This window comes from Kouleothrix sp. (genome assembly GCF_046328425.1).
Taxonomy (GTDB): Bacteria; Chloroflexota; Chloroflexia; order Chloroflexales; family Roseiflexaceae; genus Kouleothrix.
The window spans coordinates 16,371-39,161 of record NZ_JAXLWP010000023.1; the positions used below are offsets into that span (position 1 = coordinate 16,371).

Consider the following 22,791-nt stretch of genomic DNA (forward strand, 5'->3'; position numbering starts at 1 on the left):
TAACTCCTATGAGTCATAAAAAGCAGGGGCCAGGGGCGCAGCCCACCGCTGGGCGAGTGATAGGGGCGCGATATGTCGCAGGTCTTTCACCCGAGCGCGAATACCGTGGCCAAGGCCAGCCTGTTTGGCGTGCTGGCGCTGCTGGCCGGCGCGCTGCTGGTTAGCTACTCCTACGTCCGCTCGGCGTGGGCCACCGACGTCGACGTGCCGGTGCAGCAGCCGGTGCAGTTCAGCCACGAGCACCACGTCGCCGGGCTGGGGGTCGACTGCCGCTACTGCCACACCACGGTGGAGACCTCGGCCAGCGCGAACATCCCGCCGACGTACACCTGCATGTCGTGCCACTCGCAGATCTGGAACACCAGCCCGGCGCTGCAGCCGGTGCGCGACAGCCTGGCGAACAACACGTCGATCGAGTGGAACCGGGTGTACAACCTGCCCGACTACGTGTACTTCAACCACAGCATCCACGTGGCCAAGGGCGTGGGCTGCGAAACCTGCCACGGGCGCGTCGACCAGATGCCGCTGATGCGCAAGGCCGTGTCGCTGCAGATGAAGTGGTGCCTCGACTGCCACCGCGCGCCCGAGCAGTACATCCGGCCGCGCGAGCACGTGTTCGATATGGGCTATACGCCCGCCGAAGACCAGGCGACGCTCGGCCGCCGGCTGCTGCGCGAGTACAACATCCAGAGCGTCGCGCTGCTCACCAGCTGCTCGACCTGCCACCATTAGCCGTGTGTAAGAGGTAACGACCCAATGACACGAGACACGCGCACCCAGCCGCCCGAGCTAGCCGCCACGCGCGAGCGGCTGGGCGGGCTGCGTGGCCGGCAGCTCTGGCGCGCTCTGGACGAGCTGGCCGAGGGCGGCGAGCTTGCGGCCTATCTGCGCCGCGAGTTCCCCAGCGGCGCCGAGCAGTGGGGCGACCCGCTCAGCCGGCGCGCGTTCCTGAAGATGATGGGCGCGTCGCTGGCGCTGGCCGGGCTGGCGGCCTGCGGTCGGCCGCGCGAGCAGATCGTGCCGTACGTCACCCAGCCGCCCGAGATCGTGCCGGGCAAGCCGCTGTTCTACGCCACCGCGCTGACGCTGGGCGGGCTGGCCAGCGGCGTGCTGGCCGAGAGCCACATGGGCCGGCCGGTCAAGATCGAGGGCAATCCCCGGCACCCCGCCAGCCTGGGCGCCTCCGACGCGTTCATGCAGGCGGCGATCCTCTCGCTCTACGACCCCGACCGCTCGCAGGCGGTGCTGAACCTTGGCCGGATCAGCACCTGGGATCGGTTCCTGACCGACCTCGGCGGCCAGATGAGCGCGCTCGGCGCGCGCGGCGGGGCGGGGCTGCGCCTGCTGACCGAGCCGATCAGCTCGCCGGCGCTGGCCGACCAGATCGCGGCGCTGCTGGCGCAGTACCCGCGTGCGCGCTGGCACCAGTACGCGCCGGTGGCGCGCGACAGCGCGTTTGAGGGCGCGCGCATGGCCTTCGGCCAGCCGGCAAGCACGATCTACCGCTTCGACCTGGCCGCGCGGATCGTCTCGCTCGACGCCGACTTCCTGAGCTGCTCGGCCGGCAGCCTGCGCTACGCGCGCGATTTCGCGGCCGGGCGCAGGGTTTCGGCCGGCGGCGACGCCGCGATGAATCGCCTGTACGCGATCGAGAGCGCGCCGTCGATCACCGGCGCCATGGCCGACCACCGGCTGGCCGTGCGGCCCTCGCAGGTGGCGGCGCTGGCGCGCGAGCTGGCGCGCCGCCTGGGCCTGGACGTGGCGCCCGCGCCCGGCGCTGCGCCCGCGCCGTCAGGCTGGCTCGACGCGCTGGCGCGCGACCTCCAAGCCAACCCCGGCGCGAGCATTGTGGTGGCCGGCGACGAGCAGCCGCCCGAGGTGCACGCGCTGGCCCACGCCATGAACGCCGCCCTCGGCAACGCCGGCGCGACGGTGCTGTATCTGCCGCCGGTCGAGGCCAGCCCGGCGAACGCCGCCGAGTCGCTGCGCGCGCTGGCCGCCGACATGGCCGCCGGCCAGGTGAGCGCGCTGGTGATCTTCGGCTGCAACCCGGCCTACGACGCGCCGGCCGACCTGGGCTTTGCCACGGCGCTGGCGCAGGTGCCGTTTCGCGTGCACATGGGCCTGTACGACGACGAGACCGCCCGGCTGTGCGACTGGCACATCCCGGCAGCGCACGCGCTTGAAGACTGGGGCGACGCGCGCGCCTTCGACGGCAGCGTGTCGATCGCCCAGCCGCTGATCACCCCGCTGTACGGCGGGCGCTCGGCCCACGAGCTGCTGGCGGCGATGCAGGGCCAGCTCGATCAATCAAGCTACGCGATCGTGCGCGGCTTCTGGCAGCGCCAGCACGCCAGCGCCGACTTCGAACAGTTCTGGCGGCGCGCCCTGCACGACGGCGTGGTCGAGGGCACGGCCTTCGCGCCGATCGAGCTTGCGGCGAACCTCGCCGGCCTGCCCGCCCCGGCCGAGGCCGCGCCGGCCGGCGGCCTCGAGCTGCGCTTCCAGCCCGACCCGGCCGTGTACGACGGGCGCTTCGCCAACAACGGCTGGCTGCAAGAGCTGCCGCGCCCGCTCAGCTCGCTCACCTGGGGCAATGCCGCGCTGATCAGCCCGGCCACCGCCGCGCGGCTGGGCCTGGCGCAGGGCGACGTGGCCGAGCTGCGCTACCGCGGGCGCAGCGTGCGCGCGCCGGTGCTGCCGCTGCCCGGCCACCCCGACGACGCCGTGACAGTGACGCTGGGCTACGGCCGCGCGCGCGCCGGCCACATCGGCACCGACGTCGGCTTCGACGCCTACGCGCTGCGCACCGCCGACGCGCTCTGGTTTGGCGCGGGCCTCGAGCTGGCCGCCACCGGCGCGCGCGAGCAGCTGGCGCTGACCCAGAGCCACTTCGGGCTCGAGGGCCGCGAGCTGCTGCGCGTCGGCACGCTCGACGAGTACGCGCACAACCCGCGCTTCGCCAGCCAGCCGCCCGGCACCGACGCAGACCACCCGCCCTCGCTGTACCCCGAGGTGCCGTACACCGGCCACCGCTGGGGCATGGCGATCGACCTGAACAGCTGCATCGGCTGCCAGGCCTGCACCGTGGCGTGCCAGGCCGAAAACAACATCCCGGTGGTGGGCAAAGAGCAGGTGCTGATGAGCCGCGAAATGCACTGGCTGAAAGTCGACCGCTACTACGAGGGCGACGCCGCCAGCCCGAACACCTACTTCCAGCCGCGGCCGTGCATGCAGTGCGAGAAAGCGCCGTGCGAGCTGGTGTGCCCGGTGGCCGCCACCGCGCACAGCGCCGAAGGGCTGAACGACATGGTCTACAACCGCTGCGTCGGCACGCGCTACTGCTCGAACAACTGCCCGTACAAAGTGCGGCGCTTCAACTTCCTGCAGTACTCCCACACCAGCACGCCGGTGATCAAACTGCACTACAACCCCGACGTGACGGTGCGCGACCGCGGCGTGATGGAGAAGTGCACCTACTGCGTGCAGCGCATCAACGCCGGCAGGATCGAGGCCGAGAAGGCCGGCCGGCCGATCCGCGACGGCGAGATCAAAACCGCCTGCCAGCAGGCCTGCCCCACCGAGGCGATCGTCTTCGGCGACATCAACGACGTGGGCAGCCAGGTGGCGCGCCTGAAGGAATCGCCGCTGAGCTATGGCATGCTGGCCGAGCTTGGCACCCAGCCGCGCACCACCTACCTGGCGCGGCTGCGCAACCCGAACCCGGAGCTTTGAGAAGCTGTCTGAAACGCTGGTTCGGGCGCTTCTGCCTGCGGCAGCATGGCGAGCGCTGAATTGCGGAGAGATGCGATGGCGACAGCAAGCGATCAACCTGCCGGCGAGGCGCGGGTGCTCGAGGGGCAGCACACCTTCGCGTCGGTCACCGACAAGATCAGCTCGATCGTGCTCACGCGGCGGGTGGGGCGCGGCTGGCTGCTGGGCTTCGCGGCGGCGTTTCTGCTGCTGATGCTGCTGCTGGTGGCCGTGACATACCTGTTTGTGCGCGGCGTGGGCATCTGGGGCGTGAACGTGCCGGTGGCCTGGGGCTTCGCGATCACCAACTTCGTGTGGTGGATCGGCATCGGCCACGCCGGCACGCTGATCTCGGCCATCCTGCTGCTGCTGCGCCAGAAGTGGCGCACCTCGATCAACCGCTTCGCCGAGGCCATGACGCTGTTCGCGGTGGCGTGCGCCGGCCTGTTCCCGATCTTGCACCTCGGCCGGCCGTGGCTGTTCTACTGGCTCATCCCCTACCCCAGCACCATGGGCGTGTGGCCGCAGTTCCGCAGCCCGCTGGTGTGGGATTTCTTCGCCGTCTCGACCTACGGCACGGTGTCGCTGCTGTTCTGGTACATCGGCCTGATCCCCGACCTGGGCTCGCTGCGCGACCGCGCGCGCAACCGCTACGCCCGCGTGATCTACGGCCTGCTCTCGATGGGCTGGCGCGGCGACGCGGCGCACTGGTACCGCTACGAGAAGGCCTACATGCTGCTGGCCGCGCTGGCCACGCCGCTGGTGGTGTCGGTGCACACGATCGTCAGCTTCGACTTCGCGGTGGCGAATGTGCCGGGCTGGCACTCGACGGTGTTCCCGCCCTACTTCGTGGCCGGCGCGATCTTCTCGGGCTTCGCGATGGTCGCGACGATCGCCATCCCGCTGCGGCGCTTCTACCAGCTCGAAGACTTCATCACCGCGCGGCATATCGACTATATGGCGCGGATCATGCTGGCGACGGGCATGATGGTGGGCTACGGCTACATGCTCGAGGCGTTTATGGCCTGGTATAGCGCCAACCCGTTCGAGCAGTCGGTGTACTGGGATCGCGCGTTTGGCGCCTACGGCCCGGCGTACTGGGGGCTGGTGGCGTGCAATGTGCTGGTGCCGCAGGCGTTCTGGTTCAGGCGCGCGCGCGCCAATGTGGCGCTGGTGTTCGTGCTGGCGCTGCTGATCAACGTGGGCATGTGGCTCGAGCGCTTCGTGATCGTGGCGCAGAGCCTCTCGCACAGCTTTGTGCCGGCCTCATGGGATGTATACCGCCCGACGTTCTGGGACTACGCGACATTCGCCGGCACGATCGGGCTGTTTCTGACGCTGCTGCTGCTGTTCATCCGCTTTCTGCCTATGATCTCGATCGCCGAGATGCGCGAGCTGGTGCACCGCACCGAGGGCTCGGCGGCCGACTGATACGCTGTTCGCTTGATCATGGCAAGTTAAAGCGCGCCTGACGTGGCGGCCACGTCGTGCAACACAATTAAGAAATAGCGGGGCGGCGAAGCCCCCAAACCCCCACCAAAGTGTACGTAATCAAGCGAATTTGGTATGACTGGCGACTGGCTGGGGGAAGCATGGAACACGAGACGCCCGCGATCTATGGCCTGATGGCCGAGTTCGACCAGCCCGAGCGGCTGGTGGCGGCCGCGCGCCGCGCCGCCGAGGCCGGCTACCGCGCCCTGAACGCCTACGCGCCCTACCCCGTCGAGGGCCTGGCCGAGGCGCTTGGCCAGGCGCACACGCGCCTGCCGCTGCTGGTGCTGGTCGGCGGCGCGCTCGGCGGCGCGGCCGGCTACCTTTTGCAGCTCTGGACCATGGCGTTCGACTACCCGCTGAATATCGGCGGGCGCCCGCTGAACAGCTGGCCGGCGTTCATCCCGGTGACGTTCGAGACGACCGTGCTGGGCGCGGCGCTGACGGCGGTGATCGGCATGCTCTGGCTGAACGGCCTGCCCGAGCCATACCACCCGGCGTTCAACCTGCCCGGCTTCCGGCTGGCCTCGCGCGACCGCTTTTTTCTGTGCGTGCGCGCGAGCGACCCGGCGTTCGAGCCGGACGCGACGCGGCGCTTTCTCGAAAGCCTGGCGCCGCTGCGCGTCGATGAGGTTGCGTGGTGAGCAGCTGGTCAAGCATGCAGGCCGCCACAGGCCAGGAGGGACTCGATGGGGCGACAAGCGCTGGTAGCAGGCTTTCTCGCGCTCTGCGCCGGGCTCGTGCTGGTGGCCTGCGGCGAGAACATGCGCCGCGAGGCGCGCGTCAAGGTCTACGAGCCGAGCAGCTTCTACGCCGACGCGCGCTCCGAGCGCGAGGTGATCTCGGGCACCGTGGCGCTGGGCATGCTCGAATCCGACACGCTGCTGTACACCGGCAAGGCCAACGGCCAGGACGCGACCGAGTTTCCGTTCCCGATCGCGCGCGCGACGCTCGAGCGCGGGCACGAGCGCTACGACATCTATTGCGCGCCCTGCCACGGCCTGGTGGGCGATGGCGCGGGCATGATCGTGCAGCGCGGGCTCTCGCCGCCGCCCTCGTTTCACCAGCAGCGCCTGCGCGACGCGCCCGTGGGGCATTTCTTCGACGTGATCACCAACGGCTACGGCCGCATGTACGGCTACGCCGCGCGCGTGGCGCCCGAGGATCGCTGGGCGATTATCGCCTACATCCGCGCGCTGCAGCTCAGCCAGAATGCGACAATCGACGACGTGCCGCCCGAGCAGCGCCAGCAGGTCGCGGGAGGTGAGCCATGAGCCAGATTGACGTAATGCGTGACGACCCGCCGCCGGGGCTTGTGCGCGCGCGGCTGCCGGCGCTCGCGGCTGGCGTGCTCGGGCTGGCGGCCTGCGCAGCCGGCGCGCTGCTCGACCCGGCCGGCACCTGGCCGTCGTACCTATTCGCGCTGATGTTCTGGCTGGGCATCGCGCTGGGCAGCCTGGCGATCCTGATGCTGCACCACCTGGTGGGCGGCGGCTGGGGCTTTGGCGTGCGCCGCCTGCTCGAGGCCGCGGCCATGACGCTGCCGCTGCTGCTGGGGCTGTTCGCGCCGCTGCTGCTGGGGCTGGGCTACCTGTACGCCTGGGCGCGCCCGGCCGAGGTCGCGGCCGACGCGGTGCTGCAGCACAAGCGCGCCTACCTCAACCCGGCGTTCTTCACGGCGCGCGCGGCGCTGTACTTCGCGATCTGGATCGCGCTGGCGCTGCTGCTCAACCGCTGGTCGCTCCAGCAAGACGCCGACGCCGATCCCAGCGCCGCCGAAGGCCGCATGCGCAACCTCAGCCGCTTCGGCCTGGTGCTGTACATGCTGACGATCACCTTTGCCGCAGTCGACTGGGTGATGTCGATCGAGCCGCACTGGTACTCGACGATCTATGGCCTGATCTACGTAGCCGGGCAGGGGCTCTCGGGCTTCGCGGTGGCGATCATCGCGGCGGCGCTGCTGGCGCGGCGCGGGCCGCTGGCAAGCGCGCTCGCGCCGGCGCGCTTCGCCGACCTGGGCGGGCTGCTGCTGACGTTCGTGATGTTCTGGGCCTACATTACGCTGTCGCAGTTCCTGCTGATCTGGTCGGGCAACCTGCCCGAGGAGGTGACGTGGTACCTGCGCCGGTCGCAGGGCGGCTGGCTGTGGCTGATTGTGGCGGTGCTGGCACTGCAGTTTGTGCTGCCGTTTCTGCTGCTGCTGGCGCGCGACGTCCGGCGCGCCGCCAGGGCGCTGGCCGCGCTGGCGGCGCTGATCTTGTGCGTTCACCTGGCCGAGCTGTTCTGGCTGGTTGTGCCGCCGTTCCGCCCTGGCGGCCTGAGCCTGGGCTGGGCCGACCTCGCCGCGCCGATCGGCGTGGGCGGGGTGTGGCTGGCGGCCTACGCCTGGCTGCTCGGCCGCAGGCCGCTGCTGCCGCTGCACCGCTCGCAGCCGCCGCAGCTGCAGGAGGCGCTCGACCATGGCTGAGACCAGGCCACCCGCCGAGCCGGGGCCGCGCCTTGGCGCTTTCGCGACGTTTGTGGCGGCGCTGCTGGCCGCGCTGGGCCTGAACGGTCTGCGCGGCTACCTGGCGCGGCGCGCCGAGCGCCACGCCGCGCGACGCGCCGCCGTGCAGGAGCGCGAGCGCCAGCACGAGCACGCCGCCGAGATCGCCCGCAAGCGCGAGCTGCGCCACGAGCCGGTGAGCCTGCGCGTCGGCCCGCTGCTGGCGAGCCTGGCTGGCTCGGCTGTGCTCGTCGCGGCGCTGGGCGCCGGGCTGTGGCTGCTGCTCGGCGCGCTTGAGCAAGCCGCGCAGCGGGCCGACCGGCCGCTCTCGCCGCTGACCACCGGCCAGCCCGCGCCGCCCGCGCCGCGCCTGCAGGTGAGCCCGCGCGACGACTGGCAGGCTCTGCGCGCCACCGCCGAGGCGCGCCTGGGCAGCTATGGCCGCGGCGCGGGCGCAAGGCGCGCTGCACATCCTGATCGAGCGCGCCATCGACCTGGTGGCGCAGCGTGGGCTGCCGGCGCGCCCGCAGGCTGCTTCTGCGGCCGGCCTGCCGGCCCACGAGCTCGACAGCGCCGGCGGCCAGCCGGGCGGCGTCACGCCGGCCGCGCTTGGCTCGGGCAGCGGCCGGCCGCTGCCGACCGCCACCGCCGCCGCGCCGCCAACTGCCACAGCGCAGGCCGGAGGCGCGCCATGATCCGTCCGTTCGCCAGGCTGCTGCGCGCCCTCGCCGCCGGCGCGCTGTTCGGCACCTGCCTGCTGGGCCAGGCCGCGCCCGCGCGCGCCGACGGCGGCCCCGACGGCCTGCTCGGCCAGGTGGGCTTCGACCAACGCCTGAACGCGCAGGCCCCGCTCGACCTGCCGTTCCGCGACGAGAGCGGCGCTGCGGTGCGCCTGGCCGACTACTTCGGCCAGCGACCGGTGGTGCTGGTGCTGGCCTACTACCGCTGCCCGAACGTCTGCTCGGTGTCGCTGCACCAGCTGAGCGACACCCTGCGCGAGCTGCGGTTCGCGGCCGGCCGCGAGTTCAGCGTCGTGGCGGTGAGCATCGACCCGGCCGAGGCGCCCGAGGACGCGCGCGCTAAAAAGCAGGAGATCGTCGAGAGCTACGGCCGGCCCGCCGAGGCCGGCGGCTGGCATTTCCTGGTGGGCCAGCAGCCGGCGATCGTCGCGCTGGCGCGGGCGGTTGGCTTCCGCTACGCCTACGACGCCACGCAGCGCCAGTTCGCCCACCCGATCGGCTGCGTGGTTCTGACGCCGTCCGGCACAATCGCGCGCTACTTCTTTGGCCTGAGCTACCGCGCCGGCGACATGCGGCTCGGCCTGGTGGAGGCGGCCGCCGGCCAGATCGGCACGCCGATCGACCAGCTGCTGCTGCGCTGTTTTCACTACGACCCGCAGGTGGGCCGCTACAGCCTGGCGATTATGAGCGTGGTGCGGCTCGCGAGCGCTGCGGCGGTGCTGGGGCTGGCCGCTGCGGCGCTGCTGCTATGGCGGCGCGCCCGGCCAATGCAGCTGAAAGGGTAGCGCATGGATGGCATTCCGATCTTTCCCGACCAGGCCTCGACGTCGGCTCAGCAGGTCGACCAGGTCTACTTCGCGCTGCTGGGCATCGCCGGCCTGTTCACGCTGGCGGTGTTCGGCATGATGATCGTGTTTGGCGCGCGCTACTGGCACGGCACCAGCGCGGTGCGCGGGCGCGGCGCCATTTCGGGGCTGAAGATCGAGCTGCCGCTGATCGGCCTGATGCTGGTGCTGTCGCTGGGCATGTTCGCGTGGTCGGCGGTGGTGTACTTCCGCATCGAGCGACCGCCCGCCGACGCGGTGGAGCTGTATGTTGTCGGGCAGCAGTGGATGTGGAAGATCCAGCACCCCGAGGGCCAGAGCGAGATCAACCAGCTCCACGTGCCGGTGGGCCAGCCGATCAAGCTGCTGATGACCTCGCAGGACGTGATCCACAGCTTCTACGTGCCGGCGTTCCGGATCAAGCAGGACGTGCTGCCGGGCCGCTATACGACGATCTGGTTTCAGGCCACCAAGCCGGGCAGCTACGCGCTGAACTGCGCCGAGTACTGCGGCACCAACCACGCCGTGATGGGCGGCGTGGTGATCGCCATGGCGCCGGCCGATTTCCAGGCCTGGCTCGGCGGCGGCGCGCCGGGCACCCAGCAGCAGCAGCAGCCCGAGACCATGGCCGCCGAAGGCGAGCGGCTGTTCACCGGCCTGGGCTGCAGCGGCTGCCACCGCATGGACGGCAGCGGCGCGGGGCCGTCGCTGGTGGGCGTGTTCGGCAACCAGGTGAAGCTCGCCGACGGCTCGACCGCCACCGCCGACGAGGGCTACGTGCGCAACTCGATCCTGCTGCCGCAGAGCCAGATCGTCGCCGGCTACCAGCCGATCATGCCGAGCTTTCGGGGCCAGGTAAGCGAGCAGCAGATCCTCCAGCTGATCGCCTACATCCGCTCGCTGGGCGGCGGCCAGGCCGCCCCGCAAAACCCCGACACGCAGCAGTCGCCAAATGGCACCGCTGCGCCCCAGCCGGCAAGCCCTGGCGGCGGGTAGGGCAGTGGGAGTTCGTGGGCCGATTTTCACTGCGTCGGCCGTATTTGATACGCTTTTCGCTTGATCACTGGAGGAGTTACGCACTTGCGTGACTCGGCTGCTTAAAAGGTACGAGATTGAGCCTGCGGCAGCTTCTGTGTGCGATTTTCCGCGCGGAGCGCGGAAAATCGCACACGATACGGAGAAGAGTGCCGCCGAATTAGGTATGATAAGCCGAAAGGAACGCCCATGAGCGCCACCGCCGCCGGCCGAGCGCCCCGCAACTACCTGAACGCCAGCTACGCCGCGCGCTCGTGGCTGCTGACCACCGACCACAAGCGGATCGCGATCCTGTATATGCTCTCGATCACGCTGTTCTTCTTTCTTGGCGGCGCGGCGGCCGCGCTGATGCGCGCCGAGCTGGCGACCCCGCAGGGCGACCTGGTGAGCGCCGAGACGTACAACAAGCTGTTTACGATCCACGGCATTGTGATGGTCTGGTTCTTCCTGGTGCCGTCGATCCCCACCGTGCTGGGCAACTTCCTTGTGCCGCTGATGATTGGCGCGCGCGACCTGGCCTTCCCGCGCCTGAACCTGGCAAGCTGGTATGTGTTTGTGGCCGGCAGCCTGTTTGGCATCGCCGCCATGCTGCTCGGCGGCGTCGACACCGGCTGGACATTCTACACGCCCTACAGCACGAGCTACTCGAACACCTATGTCGTCACCATGATCCTGGGCATCGGCATTGTCGGCTTCTCGTCGATCTTCACCGGCCTGAACTTCATGGTCACCGTGCACACCATGCGCGCGCCGGGCATGACATGGTTCCGCCTGCCGCTGTTTGTCTGGTCGATCTACGCCACCAGTATCATCATGGTGCTGGCCACGCCGGTGCTGGCGATCACGCTCACGCTGGTGCTGCTCGAGCGCGCGTTCGGCATTGGCGTGTTCGACCCGGCGTTGGGCGGCGACCCGGTGCTGTTCGAGCACCTGTTCTGGTTCTACTCGCACCCGGCGGTGTACATCATGATCCTGCCGGGCATGGGCGTGGTGAGCGAGCTGATCACCTGCTTCTCGCGCAGCCGGCCGTTCAGCTACGGCCTGATCGCGATCTCGAGCCTGGCGATCGCGGTGATCGGCTTTCTGGTGTGGGGCCACCATATCTTCGTCGGCGGAATGTCGATCTACGCGGCCATGACGTTTTCGCTGCTGAGCTACCTGGTGGCCATCCCCTCGGCGATCAAGGTGTTCAGCTGGCTCGGCACCATGTTTCGCGGCGCGATCTTCTTCAGCACGCCGATGCTGTACGCGCTCGGCTTCATCGGCCTGTTCACGATCGGCGGCCTCACCGGGCTGTTTCTGGCGGCGCTGCCGGTAGACGTGCACGTGACCGACACGTACTTTGTGATCGCGCACTTCCACTACATCATGGTCGGCGGCATGGTTTCGGCCTACCTCGGCGGCATCCATTTCTGGTGGCCGAAGATCACCGGGCGCATGTACCCGGAGTGGTGGGGCAAGATCGCCGCGCTGACGCTGTTCCTGGGCTTCAACCTGACGTTTTTCCCGCAGTTCATCCTGGGCTACCTGGGCATGCCGCGGCGCTACCACGAGTACGCGCCCGAGTTTCAGGTGTGGAATGTGCTCTCGACCGCCGGCGCGACGATCCTGGCGGTTGGCTACCTGCTGCCGCTGGCCTACCTGATTTGGTCGCTGCGCTACGGCAAGCTGGCGCCGCCAAACCCCTGGAGCGCGACCGGCCTGGAGTGGCAGACGAGCTCGCCGCCGGGCAAGGATAACTTCGCGCGCACGCCGATCGTGATGCAGCCGCCCTACGAGTACGACCCGGCGCACCCGGAGGCATTCACGCCGCAGGGGGAAGAGTATGTCTGAAACACGCGGGCTTGTGGCGCACCACTTCGACGACGCCGAGCAGCAGCACATGTCGAGCTACCTGGGCATGTGGATCTTTCTGGCGACCGAGGTGATGTTTCTCGGCGGGCTGTTCGCGGCCTTCGCGGTGTACCGCTACAGCTACGCCGAGGCGTTTCGCGAGGCCAGCCGGCACCTGTACGCCTCGCTCGGCGCGCTGAACACGGCGGTGCTGCTGTGCAGCAGCCTGACCATGGCGCTGGCGGTGCGCGCCGCAGCGCTGGGCCGGCGCGGCTGGCTGGTGGGCCTGCTCGCGGCCACTATGCTGCTCGGGCTGGGGTTTCTCGGCATCAAGGCCACCGAGTACTACCTCGACTTCCAGGAGCACCTGGTGCCGCTCAGGGGCTTTGGCTTCGCCTACGAGGGCGCCGACCCGCGCCGCGCCCAGCTGTTCTTCGACTTCTACTTCGCCATGACCGGCCTGCACGCGCTGCACATGCTGATCGCGATCGGCTGGGTGGGTGTGGTGGCGCTGCTTGCGTGGCGCGGGCGCTTCTCGGCGGCCTACAGCACCCCGGTCGAGGTCGCGGGCCTGTTCTGGCACTTCGTGGATATTGTGTGGGTGTTTCTGTTCCCGGTGCTGTACCTGGTGGGCTAAATAGTCTGCCAACAAATTTCTTTTTCATTCGCTGGATCCGAGAGCAATGCTGTCATGCTGAACGAAGCTCCGCTCCCTCGCTGCCAAATCAGCGAGATGTTTCGCTTCGCTCACCATGACACTGATAGACAAAGAAACTTGGTTAACAAAGTACTAAGGCCCGCGCGAACAAATGCGCACGGGCACGTATCGAGCGCGCCCGTCCAGGGTGAAACCGAAATGCCAAGGAATGGAAGCCTGCCACAGAAGGAAAACACCATGGCGCAACAAACCGCTACAGCCGGCAAGCATATCGTCTCGCTCAAAGCCAACCTGCTGGTGTTTGGCGCGCTGCTGGCGCTGCTGGCGCTGACGCTAGTGGCGGCGCAGCTCGACCTTGGGCCGCTGAACGGCGCAATCGCGCTGGCGATCGCCGCCGCCAAGGCGCTGCTGATCATCCTCTACTTTATGCATGTGCGCTTCAGCGGCCGGCTGGCCTGGGTGTTCGCGGCGGCCGGCTTTGTCTGGCTGGCGATCATGGTCGGCCTGACCATGGCCGACTACGTCAGCCGCGGCTGGTTTGGGCTGCTGCCCGCGCCGCTGGGCTAGCGCCAGACGGTGCTTTTTGATTATCGTGTGCATTTTCCGCGCGCAGCGCGGAAAATGCACACGTTCAAAAGGAAAGTACCGCTTGTGTTGCACTGCGTGGCGAAGCCACGCAGTGCAACATAATCTATACGTGAGCAAGCGAAGAGCGTATAAGTATCAGCGGTCGACCATGACCATGGTGGCCGGGTTGTAGCGCGGCCCAGCGACCTTCCCCGGCGCGAGTGCCTCGTCGAGCGCGCGCATTTGCGCCGCGCTGAGCTGCAGCGCGGCGGCTGCGACATTTTCTTCCAGGTACCTGGTGCGCTTGGTGCCGGGGATGGGCACAATATCCGGCCCTTTGTGCAGCAGCCAGGCGAGCGCGACCTGGCCCGGCTTCGCGCCGGCCGACCGCGCGACTTCGTGCACCACCTCGGCCGCGCGCATGTTCGCGTCGAAGTTCTCGCCCTGGTAGCGCGGGTCGCCGCGCCGGAAATCGCCCTCGGGGTACTCCTCGGCCCGCTTGACCTCGCCGGTCAGGAAGCCGCGGCCAAGCGGCGCAAACGGCACCAGGCCGATGCCAAGCTCGCGCAGCAGCGGGATGATCTCGGGCTCCAGGTTGCGCTCCCACAGCGAAAACTCGCTCTGCAGCGCCGAAACCGGGTGCACGGCATGGGCGCGCCGGATGTTGGCGATGCCCGCCTCGGACATGCCAAAAAAGCGCACCTTGCCCTGCTGCACAAGCTCGCCCACCGTACCCGCCACCTCCTCGATCGGCACGGCCGGGTCGACGCGGTGCTGGTACAGCAGGTCGATGTGGTCGGTCTGCAGGCGCCGCAGCGACGCGTCGACCACCTCGCGAATATGCTCGGGCCGGCTGTCGACGCCCGAGCTGCCGGGCGGCCTCTCGCCGATGCGGAAGCCAAACTTCGTGGCGAGGGTCACTTCGCCGCGCCGCCCCTTGAGCGCGCGGCCGAGCAGCTCCTCGTTGGTGAATGGGCCGTACGCCTCGGCGGTGTCGAGGAACGTACACCCCAGCTCGATCGCGCGGTGGATGGTCGCGATCGACTCGCGCTCGTCGCGCTCCTCGGGCGCGCCATACGATTGGCTCATGCCCATGCAGCCCAGGCCAATCGCCGAAACCTCAAGGCCCTGCGTGCCCAGCTTGCGTTTTTCGAGGCTCATCGTGTTCTCCTTTGTCTATCACGAGCTACGCGGCGGAAGTTTTTGCCCTCGGCTCTGCTCACGTACGCCACAGCACGAGCTATACCAGCTTTGGCTGCGCCTGGCGAACAGGCGCGATCAAACCGAGCCGGTATCTCCCAGCGGTGCCTGGCCGGCGCACCAGCGCAGGCACGCGCCGACCAGCGCCTGGTAGGCCGGGTGCAGCCACACCTCGAGGTTATGGCCGGGGGTGAGCGCCACCACGCGGCCGGCGCCCTCGGCGCGCGCCCAGCCGCCCGGCTGCTCGCCATGCACCGAGCTGGTCGTCAGAAACACGTCGGCGCCGGCGCCGCCCATGGCCATGTGGTAGTGCTCGTCGCGCAGGGTGAACGGCGCGGCGAATGCGGCCAGCGGGTGGCCCGCGCGCGGCGCGACCGCCACCGGGCACTGCGGCGGGTGGTGTGCAAACACGCTGCCAAGCAGCGCGCGCAGCACCGGCGTATCGGCGTAGCCCGCCAGCCCCGAGTGCAGCGCCAGCAGCCCGCCGCCGCCGCGCACATACGCGCGAAACGCCGCCTCGACCGCCGGCGCCATCCAGGGCGCGTCGTCGGCGGCCGACACATTGTTCGCCTTGGTGAACAGCACTGCAGGGTACGCGGCCATGCGCTCGGCCGACCACTCGCCGGCGTGCTCGATCCAGTCGAAGGTGAAGCCGGCAGCGGCCAGCGGCGCCAGGCCGGCGCGCGGCGTGCGCGCGGGGTGCCAGTGATCGTCGCACAGCACCAGTATATTCATAGCGTTGCTCCTGCTCCACATATCATACCAAATCCGGCTGATCGCTTGGATTATGGTGGGGGTTCGGGCAGGGCTCGTGCAACGCCTGTCGACCCCTCCCCCTGCCCCCTCCCCTGTCAGGGGAGCGGGTGAGCACATCTGGCTGTGAGGTGCGGTCGCGGCGGCGAACGCACCTCACAGCCGACAATACTTGTGTGGCGGCCACATTCGTGGCCGCCACCCGCCAGAAGAGAAGTGCGAGGGGCTTGCCCTTCGCGCACCCTCTTCTCAAACAGGCTCAGGGCTTGAGCGTATCACAGAATAAGCACGATCGTGCCGCCGGCCACCAGCGCCGCGCCGAGCGCCGCCTTCCAGCTGAGCGGCTCGCCCAGAAAGATCACCGACAGCACCAGGATCATCACCACGCTGCTCTTGTCGATCGGCGCGACCGCCGAAGCGCTGCCGAGCTGCAGCGCGCGGAAGTAGCACAGCCACGAGAGCCCGGTGGCCACGCCCGAGAGCACCAGCATCAGCCAGGTGCGCCCGCCCAGGCCCGCCAGGCCGCGCGCCTCGCCGGTGCCAAGCACGATCGCCCAGGCAATGATCAAAATGACGACTGTGCGAACTGCGGTGGCCAGGTTCGAGCTGATACCCTGGATACCCAGCTTGGCGAAGATCGTGGTGAGCGCCGCAAACAGCGCCGAGAGCAGCGCAAAGGCCCACCAGGGCAGCGTGCCGAGTTGCATGCGGTCTTCCTTTCCTTGACTTTTCTTCCCGAGATCGTATACTAACGCCGCGAGTAGAGAGGAGACCCTATGCAGGTTGGCGTTGTGTTTCCCCAGACCGAGATCGGCTCCGATCCGGGCGCCATCCGCGAGTACGCCCAGGCGGCCGAGGCGTTAGGCTACCGCCATATTCTAGCGTATGATCACGTGCTGGGCGCCGGCCTGGCCAACCGCCCCGACTGGCGCGGCCCGTATAACAGCGCCACGCCGTTTCACGAGCCGTTCGTGCTATTCGCCTTTCTGGCCGGGCTCACCCGCGCGCTCGAGTTTGTGCCGGGCGTGATTATTCTGCCGCAGCGCCAGACGGCGCTGGTGGCCAAGCAGGCCGCCGCGCTGAGCGTGCTCAGCGGCGGGCGGCTGCGGCTGGGCGTCGGCATCGGCTGGAACCCGGTCGAGTACCAGGCGCTCGGCGAAAGCTTCAGCAACCGCGGCGCGCGCCTGGAAGAGCAGATCGACGTGCTGCGCGCGCTGTGGGCCGAGCCGGTGGTGCGCTTCGCGGGCCGCTGGCATACGATCGACGATGCTGGCATCAACCCGCTGCCGCCGCGCCCCATCCCGCTGTGGATCGGCGCCAGCGCCGACGCCGCGCTCGATCGCGCCGGCCGCCTCGGCGATGGCTGGTTCCCGCAGCGCGCCCCCGACGACCAGGCCCGCGCTATGGTCGCGCGCTTCCGCGCGGCTGCGGCCGCCGCCGGCCGCGACCCGGCCGCGCTGGGCATCGAGGCACGCCTGAGCATCGGCCAGGTGCCCGAGGCCGGCTGGGCCGGGTTCGCCGAGAGCTGGCGCGCGCTCGGCGCGACACATATCAGCGTCAACACCATGGGCGCCGGGCTGAAATCGCCCCAGGCGCATATCGACGCAATCGGGCGCGCTGCCGCCGCGCTCGGGGTGCGGTGAATTCGCGGTAGCATGCGGCGGCGGCGCACCCGCCTGCCGCACGACAAGGAGCATACGATCATGACGAGCTCGGGCCTGCAGATCGAGACACTCAGCGCCGGCCAGGGCGCGGCGCCCAAAGCTGGCGACCGCGTGTCGGTGCACTATACGGGCTGGCTGACCAACGGCAAGAAGTTCGATAGCTCGCGCGACCGCGGGCAGCCGTTTGTGTTTACGCTCGGCCGCGGCCAGGTGATCAAGGGCTGGGACGAGGGCGTGGCCAAGATGCGCGTCGGCGACACCGTGCGGCTGACCATCCCGCCCGAGCTTGGCTACGGCGCGCGCGGCGCCGGCGGCGTGATCCCGCCCAACGCCACCTTGATCTTCGAGGTCGAGCTGCTGGGCATCAACGCCTAGGCATGCACCCGGTGCTGATCGGCTGCGCCGGCTGGGGCTTCCACACTCGGCACGCGGCGCTGTTCCCGCCAGGCGGCAGCCAGCTCGAGCGCTACGCTCAGCGCTTCGCCATGGTCGAGATCAACTCGTCGTTCTACCGGCCGCATATGCCCGCCACCTATGCGCGCTGGGCTGCCGCCACGCCCGCCGGCTTTCGCTTTGCCGTGAAGGTGCCGCGCGAGCTGACGCACACGCGCCGCCTGGCCGAACCTGCCGCGCCGCTGGAGCGTTTTCTTAGCGAGGCCGGCGCGCTGGGCGCGAAGCTCGGCCCGCTGCTGGTGCAGCTGCCGCCGAGCCTGCGCTTCGACGCCGGGCGAGCGGCCGAGTTCTTCGGCGCGCTACGCCAGCGCTTCGGCGGCGACGTGGTGTGCGAGCCGCGCCACGCCAGCTGGTTCGCCGCGCCGGCCGAGCGGCTGCTGGCCGAGTGGCGCGTGGCGCGCGTCGCAGCCGACCCGGCGCCCGCCGCAGGGGCCGGCGAGCCCGGCGGCTGGCCTGGCCTGGTGTACTACCGCTGGCACGGCTCGCCCCAGATGTATGCGTCGGCCTACCCGCCGGCGGCGCTGGCGCGCCTGGCCGAGCAGCTCTGCGCCGCCGCCGCCCCGGCCTGGTGCGTGCTCGACAATACGGCGGAGGGCGCTGCCACAACCAACGCGCTGGAGCTGATCGAGCGCGTCGAAGAGACGAGAAAGCAATGAGCACCGATCTTCAACTTCTCAACGAACAGTTTGCGATCCCCGGCTACCTGTCGTTTGCTGCCGGCCCCGAGGGGCTGCCGATGGTCGCGATCGAGAACCGCCACGCCAGCGCGATTGTCGCGGTGCAGGGCGGGCACGTGGCGCGCTACCAGCCGCACGGCGCCGCGCCGGTGCTGTGGGTCAGCCGGGCCAGCTCGTACGCGGCCGGCAGATCGATCCGCGGCGGCATCCCCGTGTGCTGGCCCTGGTTCGCCCAGCACCCCTCCGACCCGAGCAAGCCGTTCCATGGCTTTGTGCGCGCGCGCATGTGGCAGGCGCGCGGCTCGGCAGTGCTCGCCGACGAGAGCGTGCAGCTGCGCCTGGGCATCGCCGACAGCGACGAGACGCGCGCGATCTGGCCGTATGCCTTCGACCTCGAGCTCGTCGTGACGGTCGGGCCGCGCCTGAGCGTTGAGCTGATCGGGCGCAACACCGGCGACGCGCCATTCACCGCCGGCGGCGCGCTGCATTCGTACTACCAGGTGGGCGACGTGGCGCGCGTGGCGATCGGCGGCCTTGAGGGCGCCGAGTACATCGACAAGGTGGCCGGCGGCGCGCGCCTGCGCCAGGACGGCGCGGTGACGATCGCCGGCGAGACCGACCGGATCTACCTCGACACGGCCGCCGCCTGCACGATCGACGACCCGGCGCTCGGCCGGCGCGTGCTGGTCGAGAAGGCCAATAGCCGCACCACAGTGGTGTGGAACCCGTGGATCGAGAAGGCCCGTGCCATGCCCGACTGCGACGACGACGAGTTCCGCGATTTCGTGTGCGTCGAGACGACCAACGCCGTGGATGATGTGTACGAGGTGGCGCCCGGCGGCGAGCACCGCCTGAGCCTGGCGATCTCGCTGGCTGCCTGAAAGGGATGCGCGCGGGCATAGCTCATCGCGCTCGCCCTCTCTGCCAGAGCCGGAAAAAGCGACCTCAAGGAAACACCAATGGCCAACCTGCGCGCGATCGCACGCCGCGTGATGCACGAAGAGGGCTTCGCGCCCGACCTGCCGGCCGAGGCCGAGGCCCAGGCCCAGCGCACCGCCCCATGGCGGCCCGCGCCTGGCGAGGCGCGGCGCGACCTGCGCGCGCTGCTGTGGTCGTCGATCGACAACCCCGACTCGCGCGACCTCGACCAGATCGAGGTTGCCGAGCAGCTGCCCGGCGGCGCCATTCGCGTGCTGGTGGGCATCGCCGATGTCGACGCGCTGGTGCCGGCCGGCTCGCCGATCGACCGCCACGCCGCCGCGAACGCCACCTCGGTCTACACCGGCGTGGCCGTGTTCCCCATGCTGCCCGACCAGCTCTCGGCCGGGCTGAGCTCGCTGCTGCCCGGCGAAGACCGGCCGGCCGTGGTGGCCGAGCTTGTGGTGGCCGAGGACGGCGCGCTTCAGTCCAGCGCGGTGTACCCGGCGATCGTGCGCAACCACGCCAAGCTCGACTACGAGGCGGTTGGCGCGTGGCTTGAGGGCGGCGCGCTGCCCGATAGCGTCGCAGTGCTGCCGGGGCTCGAAGGGCAGCTGCGCCTGCACGACGAGGCCACCGAGCGCCTGCACGAGCTGCGCGTGCGCAATGGCGCGCTCGACTTCGAGACAATCGAGGCGCGGGTGGTGGCCGACGACGGCGATGTGGTCGATCTGCGTGTGCTGCATAAGAACCGCGCGCGCTACCTGATCGAAAGCCTGATGATCGCCGCCAATGGCGTGATGGCGCGCCTGCTCGAGGACGCCGGCCGGCCGTCGATCCAGCGGATCGTGCGCACGCCCGCGCGCTGGCCGCGCATTGCCGAGCTGGCCGCCGAGCTGGGCGCGCGCCTGCCCGCCGAGCCCGACCCGCGCGCGCTGGCGCGCTTTCTGGCCGAGCGCCAGCGCGCCGACCCCGAGCGCTTCCCCGACCTCTCGCTGGCGGTGGTCAAGCTGCTCGGCTCGGGCGAGTATGCGCTGGTCGAGCCGGGCGCCGATCACTCAGGCCACTTCGGCCTTGCCGTGGCCGACTACACCCACGCCACCGCGCCCAACCGCCGCTATGCCGACGTAGTGATCCAGCGGCTGGTCAAGGCGCTGCTGGCCAGCGCGCCCGCGCCCTATGCGCCCGACGAGCTGGCCGCGCTGGCGGCCCACTGTACCGAGCGCGACAAAGCCGGCAAGAAGGTCGAGCGGCGCATGCGCAAGTACGCCGCCGTGGCGCTGATGCGCGACCGGGTGGGCGGCGTGTTCGACGCGATCGTGACCGGCGCGGCGGCCAAGGGCACCTACGTGCGCCTGCTGAGCCCGCCGGTCGAGGGCCGCGTGGTGCGCGGCGAAGAGGGCATGGACGTGGGCGACCACGTGCGCGTGCGGCTTGTCGGCACCGACGCCGCGCGCGGCTTTATCGATTTCGCGCGGGCATAGGCGCCAGGCGCGCTGCGCAGCTACAGGAGGACAGGTTCATGCGAGCCGACGCTCAGACCACCATCGCGCTTGAAGATGTGCCGCGCTACCCGACGCCGGGCATGGCCATCCCCGGCGCGATCGACTTTAGCCCCGACGACGCGCTGATCACGTTTTTGCTCAGCCCGGATCGCACGCTGACGCGCCAGCTCTACGCCTTCGACCCGGCCACCGGCGAGCGGCGCCTGCTGCTGGCCCCGGCCGACGGCGGCGCCACCGAGCAGAATCTTTCGCTCGAAGAGAAGCTGCGCCGCGAGCGCGCCCGCCAGCTCGAGGTCGGCGTCACCAGCTACAGCTGGGCCCAGCACGGCCAGCGCATCCTCGTGCCGCTGCGCGGCGACATCTACGTGCAGGACGGCCCAGGCGCACAGCTGCGCCTGCTGGTGGCCGGCGGCGGCGCGCCCGCGATCTCGCCGGTGCTCTCGCCCGACGGCGCGCTGGTGGCGTATGTGCAGGACTCCGAGCTGTACGTGGTGCCCGCCGACGGCAGCGCCGCGCCGCGCCAGCTGACCCACGACGCGCGCGGCACCGGCAAGACCAACGGCCTGGCCGAGTATGCGGCTCAGGAAGAGATGCACCGCTCTATGGGCTTCTGGTGGTCGCCCGACAGCCGCTCGATCGCGTTTGAGCAGGTCGACGAGACGCACATCCCGGTGTACCGGATCGTGCACCAGGGCAGCGACGCGGTAGGCCAGGGCGCGCAGGAAGACCACCGCTACCCGTTCGCCGGCCAGCCCAACGCGCGCGTGCGCCTCGGCGTGGTGCCGGTGTCCGGCGCGGGCGCCGAGCCGGTGTGGATGGATCTTGGCGGCGACGACGATATCTACCTCGCGCGGGTGAGGTGGTTCCGCGACGGCAGCCTGAGCGCGCAGATCCAGAACCGCGCCCAGTCGCAGCTCGACCTCGCGCAGTTCGACCCGGACTCGGGCGAGCGGCGCGACCTGCTGCGCGAAACCAGCGACGTGTGGGTCAACCTTCACGATATGCTCAAGCCGCTGAAGGATGGCGGCTTTGTGTGGGCCTCCGAGCGCAGCGGCTTCCAGCACCTGTACCTCTGCGCCGCCGATGGGCGCCTGACGCGCCAGCTGACGAGTGGCGACTGGATGGTGACAAGCCTGGCCGGCGTCGACGAGGCGCGCGGCCTGGTGTACTTCACCGGCACCCGCGACGGCCCGACCGAGACGCATCTGTACGTGGCGCCGCTGGCCGGCGGCGAGCCGCGCCGCATTACCCAGGCGCCCGGCCGCCACCAGGTGGTGCTCGACAACGCGCTGCGCCGGTTTGTCGATACCCACGACGCGCTCGACGCGCCGCCGACGGTGGCGCTGCGATCGCTCGACGACGGCGCGCTGATCGCGACGATCTTCGACGAGCGCGACCCGCGCGTCGACGCGCTGAACCTGGCGCCGCCCGAGCTGGTGACGCTCGCCAGCCGCGACGGCGTGCCGTTGCACGGTGCGCTGTTTCGCCCAGATGCGCGCTTTGGCGCCGGCCCATTCCCGACGATCGTATATGTGTACGGCGGGCCGCACGTACAGCTGGTGGCGAACAGCTGGCCGCTGACGGCCAATATGCGCGCGCAGTACCTGCGCAGCCTCGGCTTCCTGGTGTTCGTGCTCGACAATCGCGGCAGCGCCAGGCGCGGCCTGGCCTTCGAGGGCGCGATCAGGCACCATATGGGCGACGTCGAAGTGCGCGACCAGGCCGACGGCGTGGCGTGGCTGGTGGCGCAGGGCCTGGCCGACCCGGCGCGCGTGGGCGTGTATGGCTGGAGCTACGGCGGCTATATGGCCTGCATGTGCTTGGCGCGCGCGCCCGAGACGTTCAAGCTGGCTGTGGCCGGCGCGCCGGTGACGCACTGGGATGGCTACGATACGCACTACACCGAGCGCTACATGGGCACGCCGCAGCACAACCCCGCAGGGTATGCCGCCAGCAGCGTGATGCACCATGTCGGCAATATTCGCGGCAAGCTCATGCTGGTGCACGGCCTGATCGACGAAAACGTGCACTTCCGCCACACCGCGCGGCTGATCGGCGCGCTCGTGCGCGCGCGCAAGCCCTACGACCTGCTGCTGTTTCCCGACGAGCGCCACTCGCCGCGCGCCCTGGCCGACCGGATCTACATGGAAGAGCGGATCGTCGAGTATTTCCTGCAGTATCTGTGAGCCTCGCCGGGCGCGCCAGCGCCCGAGGCCGGGCGCCGCGCTCGGAGGC

At 69.8% G+C, this 22,791-nt stretch carries 20 protein-coding genes; 17 read left to right on the plus strand and 3 right to left on the minus strand.

Annotated features, from left to right (window positions below; all coding sequences use genetic code 11):
• Positions 1-72 precede the first annotated feature (72 nt).
• The 11 genes from U0177_RS20140 to U0177_RS20190 all read left to right on the plus strand — a co-directional run bounded on the left by U0177_RS20140 (position 73) and on the right by U0177_RS20190 (position 13,386).
• The gene (locus U0177_RS20140) at positions 73-732 is read left to right on the plus strand and encodes a cytochrome c3 family protein (RefSeq protein ID WP_409572459.1); all 660 of its coding nucleotides are present in this window, start codon (positions 73-75) and stop codon (positions 730-732) included.
• A gap of 24 nt (positions 733-756) precedes the next feature.
• A complete protein-coding gene (locus tag U0177_RS20145) occupies positions 757-3,735 on the plus strand; it encodes a TAT-variant-translocated molybdopterin oxidoreductase (protein ID WP_409572460.1) in 2,979 nt (992 codons plus the stop codon).
• A 75-nt stretch (positions 3,736-3,810) separates the two neighbouring features.
• Entirely contained in the window at positions 3,811-5,184 is a 1,374-nt protein-coding gene (gene nrfD, locus U0177_RS20150; protein ID WP_409572461.1) for an NrfD/PsrC family molybdoenzyme membrane anchor subunit, read from the plus strand.
• A gap of 161 nt (positions 5,185-5,345) precedes the next feature.
• Positions 5,346-5,888 (plus strand): DUF3341 domain-containing protein, encoded by a 543-nt coding sequence (locus tag U0177_RS20155; RefSeq protein ID WP_409572462.1) that lies wholly within the window; start codon positions 5,346-5,348, stop codon positions 5,886-5,888.
• Between the two features lie 45 nt (positions 5,889-5,933).
• Entirely contained in the window at positions 5,934-6,518 is a 585-nt protein-coding gene (locus U0177_RS20160) for a c-type cytochrome (protein ID WP_409572463.1), read from the plus strand.
• A complete protein-coding gene (locus tag U0177_RS20165) occupies positions 6,515-7,711 on the plus strand; it encodes a hypothetical protein (RefSeq protein WP_409572464.1) in 1,197 nt (398 codons plus the stop codon). The genes U0177_RS20160 and U0177_RS20165 overlap by 4 nt, the downstream gene beginning before the upstream one ends.
• Entirely contained in the window at positions 7,704-9,254 is a 1,551-nt protein-coding gene (locus tag U0177_RS20170) for an SCO family protein (RefSeq protein ID WP_409572465.1), read from the plus strand. Before U0177_RS20165 ends, U0177_RS20170 begins: the two co-directional genes overlap by 8 nt.
• A 3-nt stretch (positions 9,255-9,257) precedes the next feature.
• Positions 9,258-10,289 carry a cytochrome c oxidase subunit II gene (gene coxB / locus U0177_RS20175; protein WP_409572466.1) on the plus strand — a complete coding sequence of 344 codons (1,032 nt, stop codon included), beginning with the start codon at positions 9,258-9,260 and terminating at the stop codon, positions 10,287-10,289.
• A 228-nt stretch (positions 10,290-10,517) separates the two neighbouring features.
• The gene (gene ctaD, locus U0177_RS20180) at positions 10,518-12,161 is read left to right on the plus strand and encodes a cytochrome c oxidase subunit I (RefSeq protein WP_409572467.1); all 1,644 of its coding nucleotides are present in this window, start codon (positions 10,518-10,520) and stop codon (positions 12,159-12,161) included.
• The gene (locus U0177_RS20185) at positions 12,154-12,798 is read left to right on the plus strand and encodes a cytochrome c oxidase subunit 3 (protein WP_409572468.1); all 645 of its coding nucleotides are present in this window, start codon (positions 12,154-12,156) and stop codon (positions 12,796-12,798) included. Before ctaD ends, U0177_RS20185 begins: the two co-directional genes overlap by 8 nt.
• A gap of 258 nt (positions 12,799-13,056) precedes the next feature.
• Positions 13,057-13,386: a cytochrome C oxidase subunit IV family protein gene (locus tag U0177_RS20190; RefSeq protein WP_409572469.1), complete on the plus strand. Its 330-nt coding sequence runs from the start codon at positions 13,057-13,059 to the stop codon at positions 13,384-13,386.
• A 156-nt stretch (positions 13,387-13,542) separates the two neighbouring features.
• On the opposite strand, the gene U0177_RS20195 is transcribed toward U0177_RS20190, so the two are convergent.
• The 3 genes from U0177_RS20195 to U0177_RS20205 form a co-directional block, all read right to left on the minus strand.
• Entirely contained in the window at positions 13,543-14,547 is a 1,005-nt protein-coding gene (locus tag U0177_RS20195; protein WP_409572470.1) for an aldo/keto reductase, read from the minus strand.
• 117 nt (positions 14,548-14,664) lie between these two features.
• Complete coding sequence (locus U0177_RS20200; RefSeq protein ID WP_409572471.1) at positions 14,665-15,321, minus strand: ThuA domain-containing protein; 657 nt, start codon at positions 15,319-15,321, stop codon at positions 14,665-14,667.
• A 293-nt stretch (positions 15,322-15,614) separates the two neighbouring features.
• The gene (locus U0177_RS20205; protein WP_409572472.1) at positions 15,615-16,046 is read right to left on the minus strand and encodes an EamA family transporter; all 432 of its coding nucleotides are present in this window, start codon (positions 16,044-16,046) and stop codon (positions 15,615-15,617) included.
• A 69-nt stretch (positions 16,047-16,115) separates the two neighbouring features.
• Between U0177_RS20205 and U0177_RS20210 the strand changes: the two genes are divergently transcribed.
• From U0177_RS20210 to U0177_RS20235, 6 genes are all read left to right on the plus strand, one after another.
• Positions 16,116-16,982, plus strand: coding sequence for an LLM class F420-dependent oxidoreductase (locus tag U0177_RS20210; protein ID WP_409572473.1), 867 nt, complete (start codon positions 16,116-16,118; stop codon positions 16,980-16,982).
• A gap of 60 nt (positions 16,983-17,042) precedes the next feature.
• Positions 17,043-17,378, plus strand: a complete 336-nt coding sequence (locus tag U0177_RS20215; RefSeq protein ID WP_409572474.1) for an FKBP-type peptidyl-prolyl cis-trans isomerase — start codon at positions 17,043-17,045, stop codon at positions 17,376-17,378.
• 2 nt (positions 17,379-17,380) lie between these two features.
• Complete coding sequence (locus tag U0177_RS20220) at positions 17,381-18,112, plus strand: DUF72 domain-containing protein (protein ID WP_409572475.1); 732 nt, start codon at positions 17,381-17,383, stop codon at positions 18,110-18,112.
• Complete coding sequence (locus U0177_RS20225) at positions 18,109-19,014, plus strand: D-hexose-6-phosphate mutarotase (RefSeq protein ID WP_409572476.1); 906 nt, start codon at positions 18,109-18,111, stop codon at positions 19,012-19,014. Before U0177_RS20220 ends, U0177_RS20225 begins: the two co-directional genes overlap by 4 nt.
• Before the next feature lie 78 nt (positions 19,015-19,092).
• Positions 19,093-20,535: an RNB domain-containing ribonuclease gene (locus tag U0177_RS20230; RefSeq protein ID WP_409572477.1), complete on the plus strand. Its 1,443-nt coding sequence runs from the start codon at positions 19,093-19,095 to the stop codon at positions 20,533-20,535.
• A 38-nt stretch (positions 20,536-20,573) separates the two neighbouring features.
• Positions 20,574-22,742 (plus strand): DPP IV N-terminal domain-containing protein, encoded by a 2,169-nt coding sequence (locus tag U0177_RS20235; RefSeq protein WP_409572478.1) that lies wholly within the window; start codon positions 20,574-20,576, stop codon positions 22,740-22,742.
• Positions 22,743-22,791 lie beyond the last annotated feature (49 nt).

Bases quoted from the DNA above. Each gene is read 5' to 3' on its own strand.
- U0177_RS20140 (WP_409572459.1), top strand. From the start codon at position 73: ATGTCGCAGGTCTTTCACCCGAGCGCGAATACCGTGGCCAAGGCCAGC.
- U0177_RS20145 (WP_409572460.1), top strand. From the start codon at position 757: ATGACACGAGACACGCGCACCCAGCCGCCCGAGCTAGCCGCCACGCGC.
- nrfD (WP_409572461.1), top strand. From the start codon at position 3,811: ATGGCGACAGCAAGCGATCAACCTGCCGGCGAGGCGCGGGTGCTCGAG.
- U0177_RS20155 (WP_409572462.1), top strand. From the start codon at position 5,346: ATGGAACACGAGACGCCCGCGATCTATGGCCTGATGGCCGAGTTCGAC.
- U0177_RS20160 (WP_409572463.1), top strand. From the start codon at position 5,934: ATGGGGCGACAAGCGCTGGTAGCAGGCTTTCTCGCGCTCTGCGCCGGG.
- U0177_RS20165 (WP_409572464.1), top strand. From the start codon at position 6,515: ATGAGCCAGATTGACGTAATGCGTGACGACCCGCCGCCGGGGCTTGTG.
- U0177_RS20170 (WP_409572465.1), top strand. From the start codon at position 7,704: ATGGCTGAGACCAGGCCACCCGCCGAGCCGGGGCCGCGCCTTGGCGCT.
- coxB (WP_409572466.1), top strand. From the start codon at position 9,258: ATGGATGGCATTCCGATCTTTCCCGACCAGGCCTCGACGTCGGCTCAG.
- ctaD (WP_409572467.1), top strand. From the start codon at position 10,518: ATGAGCGCCACCGCCGCCGGCCGAGCGCCCCGCAACTACCTGAACGCC.
- U0177_RS20185 (WP_409572468.1), top strand. From the start codon at position 12,154: ATGTCTGAAACACGCGGGCTTGTGGCGCACCACTTCGACGACGCCGAG.
- U0177_RS20190 (WP_409572469.1), top strand. From the start codon at position 13,057: ATGGCGCAACAAACCGCTACAGCCGGCAAGCATATCGTCTCGCTCAAA.
- U0177_RS20195 (WP_409572470.1), bottom strand. From the start codon at position 14,547: ATGAGCCTCGAAAAACGCAAGCTGGGCACGCAGGGCCTTGAGGTTTCG.
- U0177_RS20200 (WP_409572471.1), bottom strand. From the start codon at position 15,321: ATGAATATACTGGTGCTGTGCGACGATCACTGGCACCCCGCGCGCACG.
- U0177_RS20205 (WP_409572472.1), bottom strand. From the start codon at position 16,046: ATGCAACTCGGCACGCTGCCCTGGTGGGCCTTTGCGCTGCTCTCGGCG.
- U0177_RS20210 (WP_409572473.1), top strand. From the start codon at position 16,116: ATGCAGGTTGGCGTTGTGTTTCCCCAGACCGAGATCGGCTCCGATCCG.
- U0177_RS20215 (WP_409572474.1), top strand. From the start codon at position 17,043: ATGACGAGCTCGGGCCTGCAGATCGAGACACTCAGCGCCGGCCAGGGC.
- U0177_RS20220 (WP_409572475.1), top strand. From the start codon at position 17,381: ATGCACCCGGTGCTGATCGGCTGCGCCGGCTGGGGCTTCCACACTCGG.
- U0177_RS20225 (WP_409572476.1), top strand. From the start codon at position 18,109: ATGAGCACCGATCTTCAACTTCTCAACGAACAGTTTGCGATCCCCGGC.
- U0177_RS20230 (WP_409572477.1), top strand. From the start codon at position 19,093: ATGGCCAACCTGCGCGCGATCGCACGCCGCGTGATGCACGAAGAGGGC.
- U0177_RS20235 (WP_409572478.1), top strand. From the start codon at position 20,574: ATGCGAGCCGACGCTCAGACCACCATCGCGCTTGAAGATGTGCCGCGC.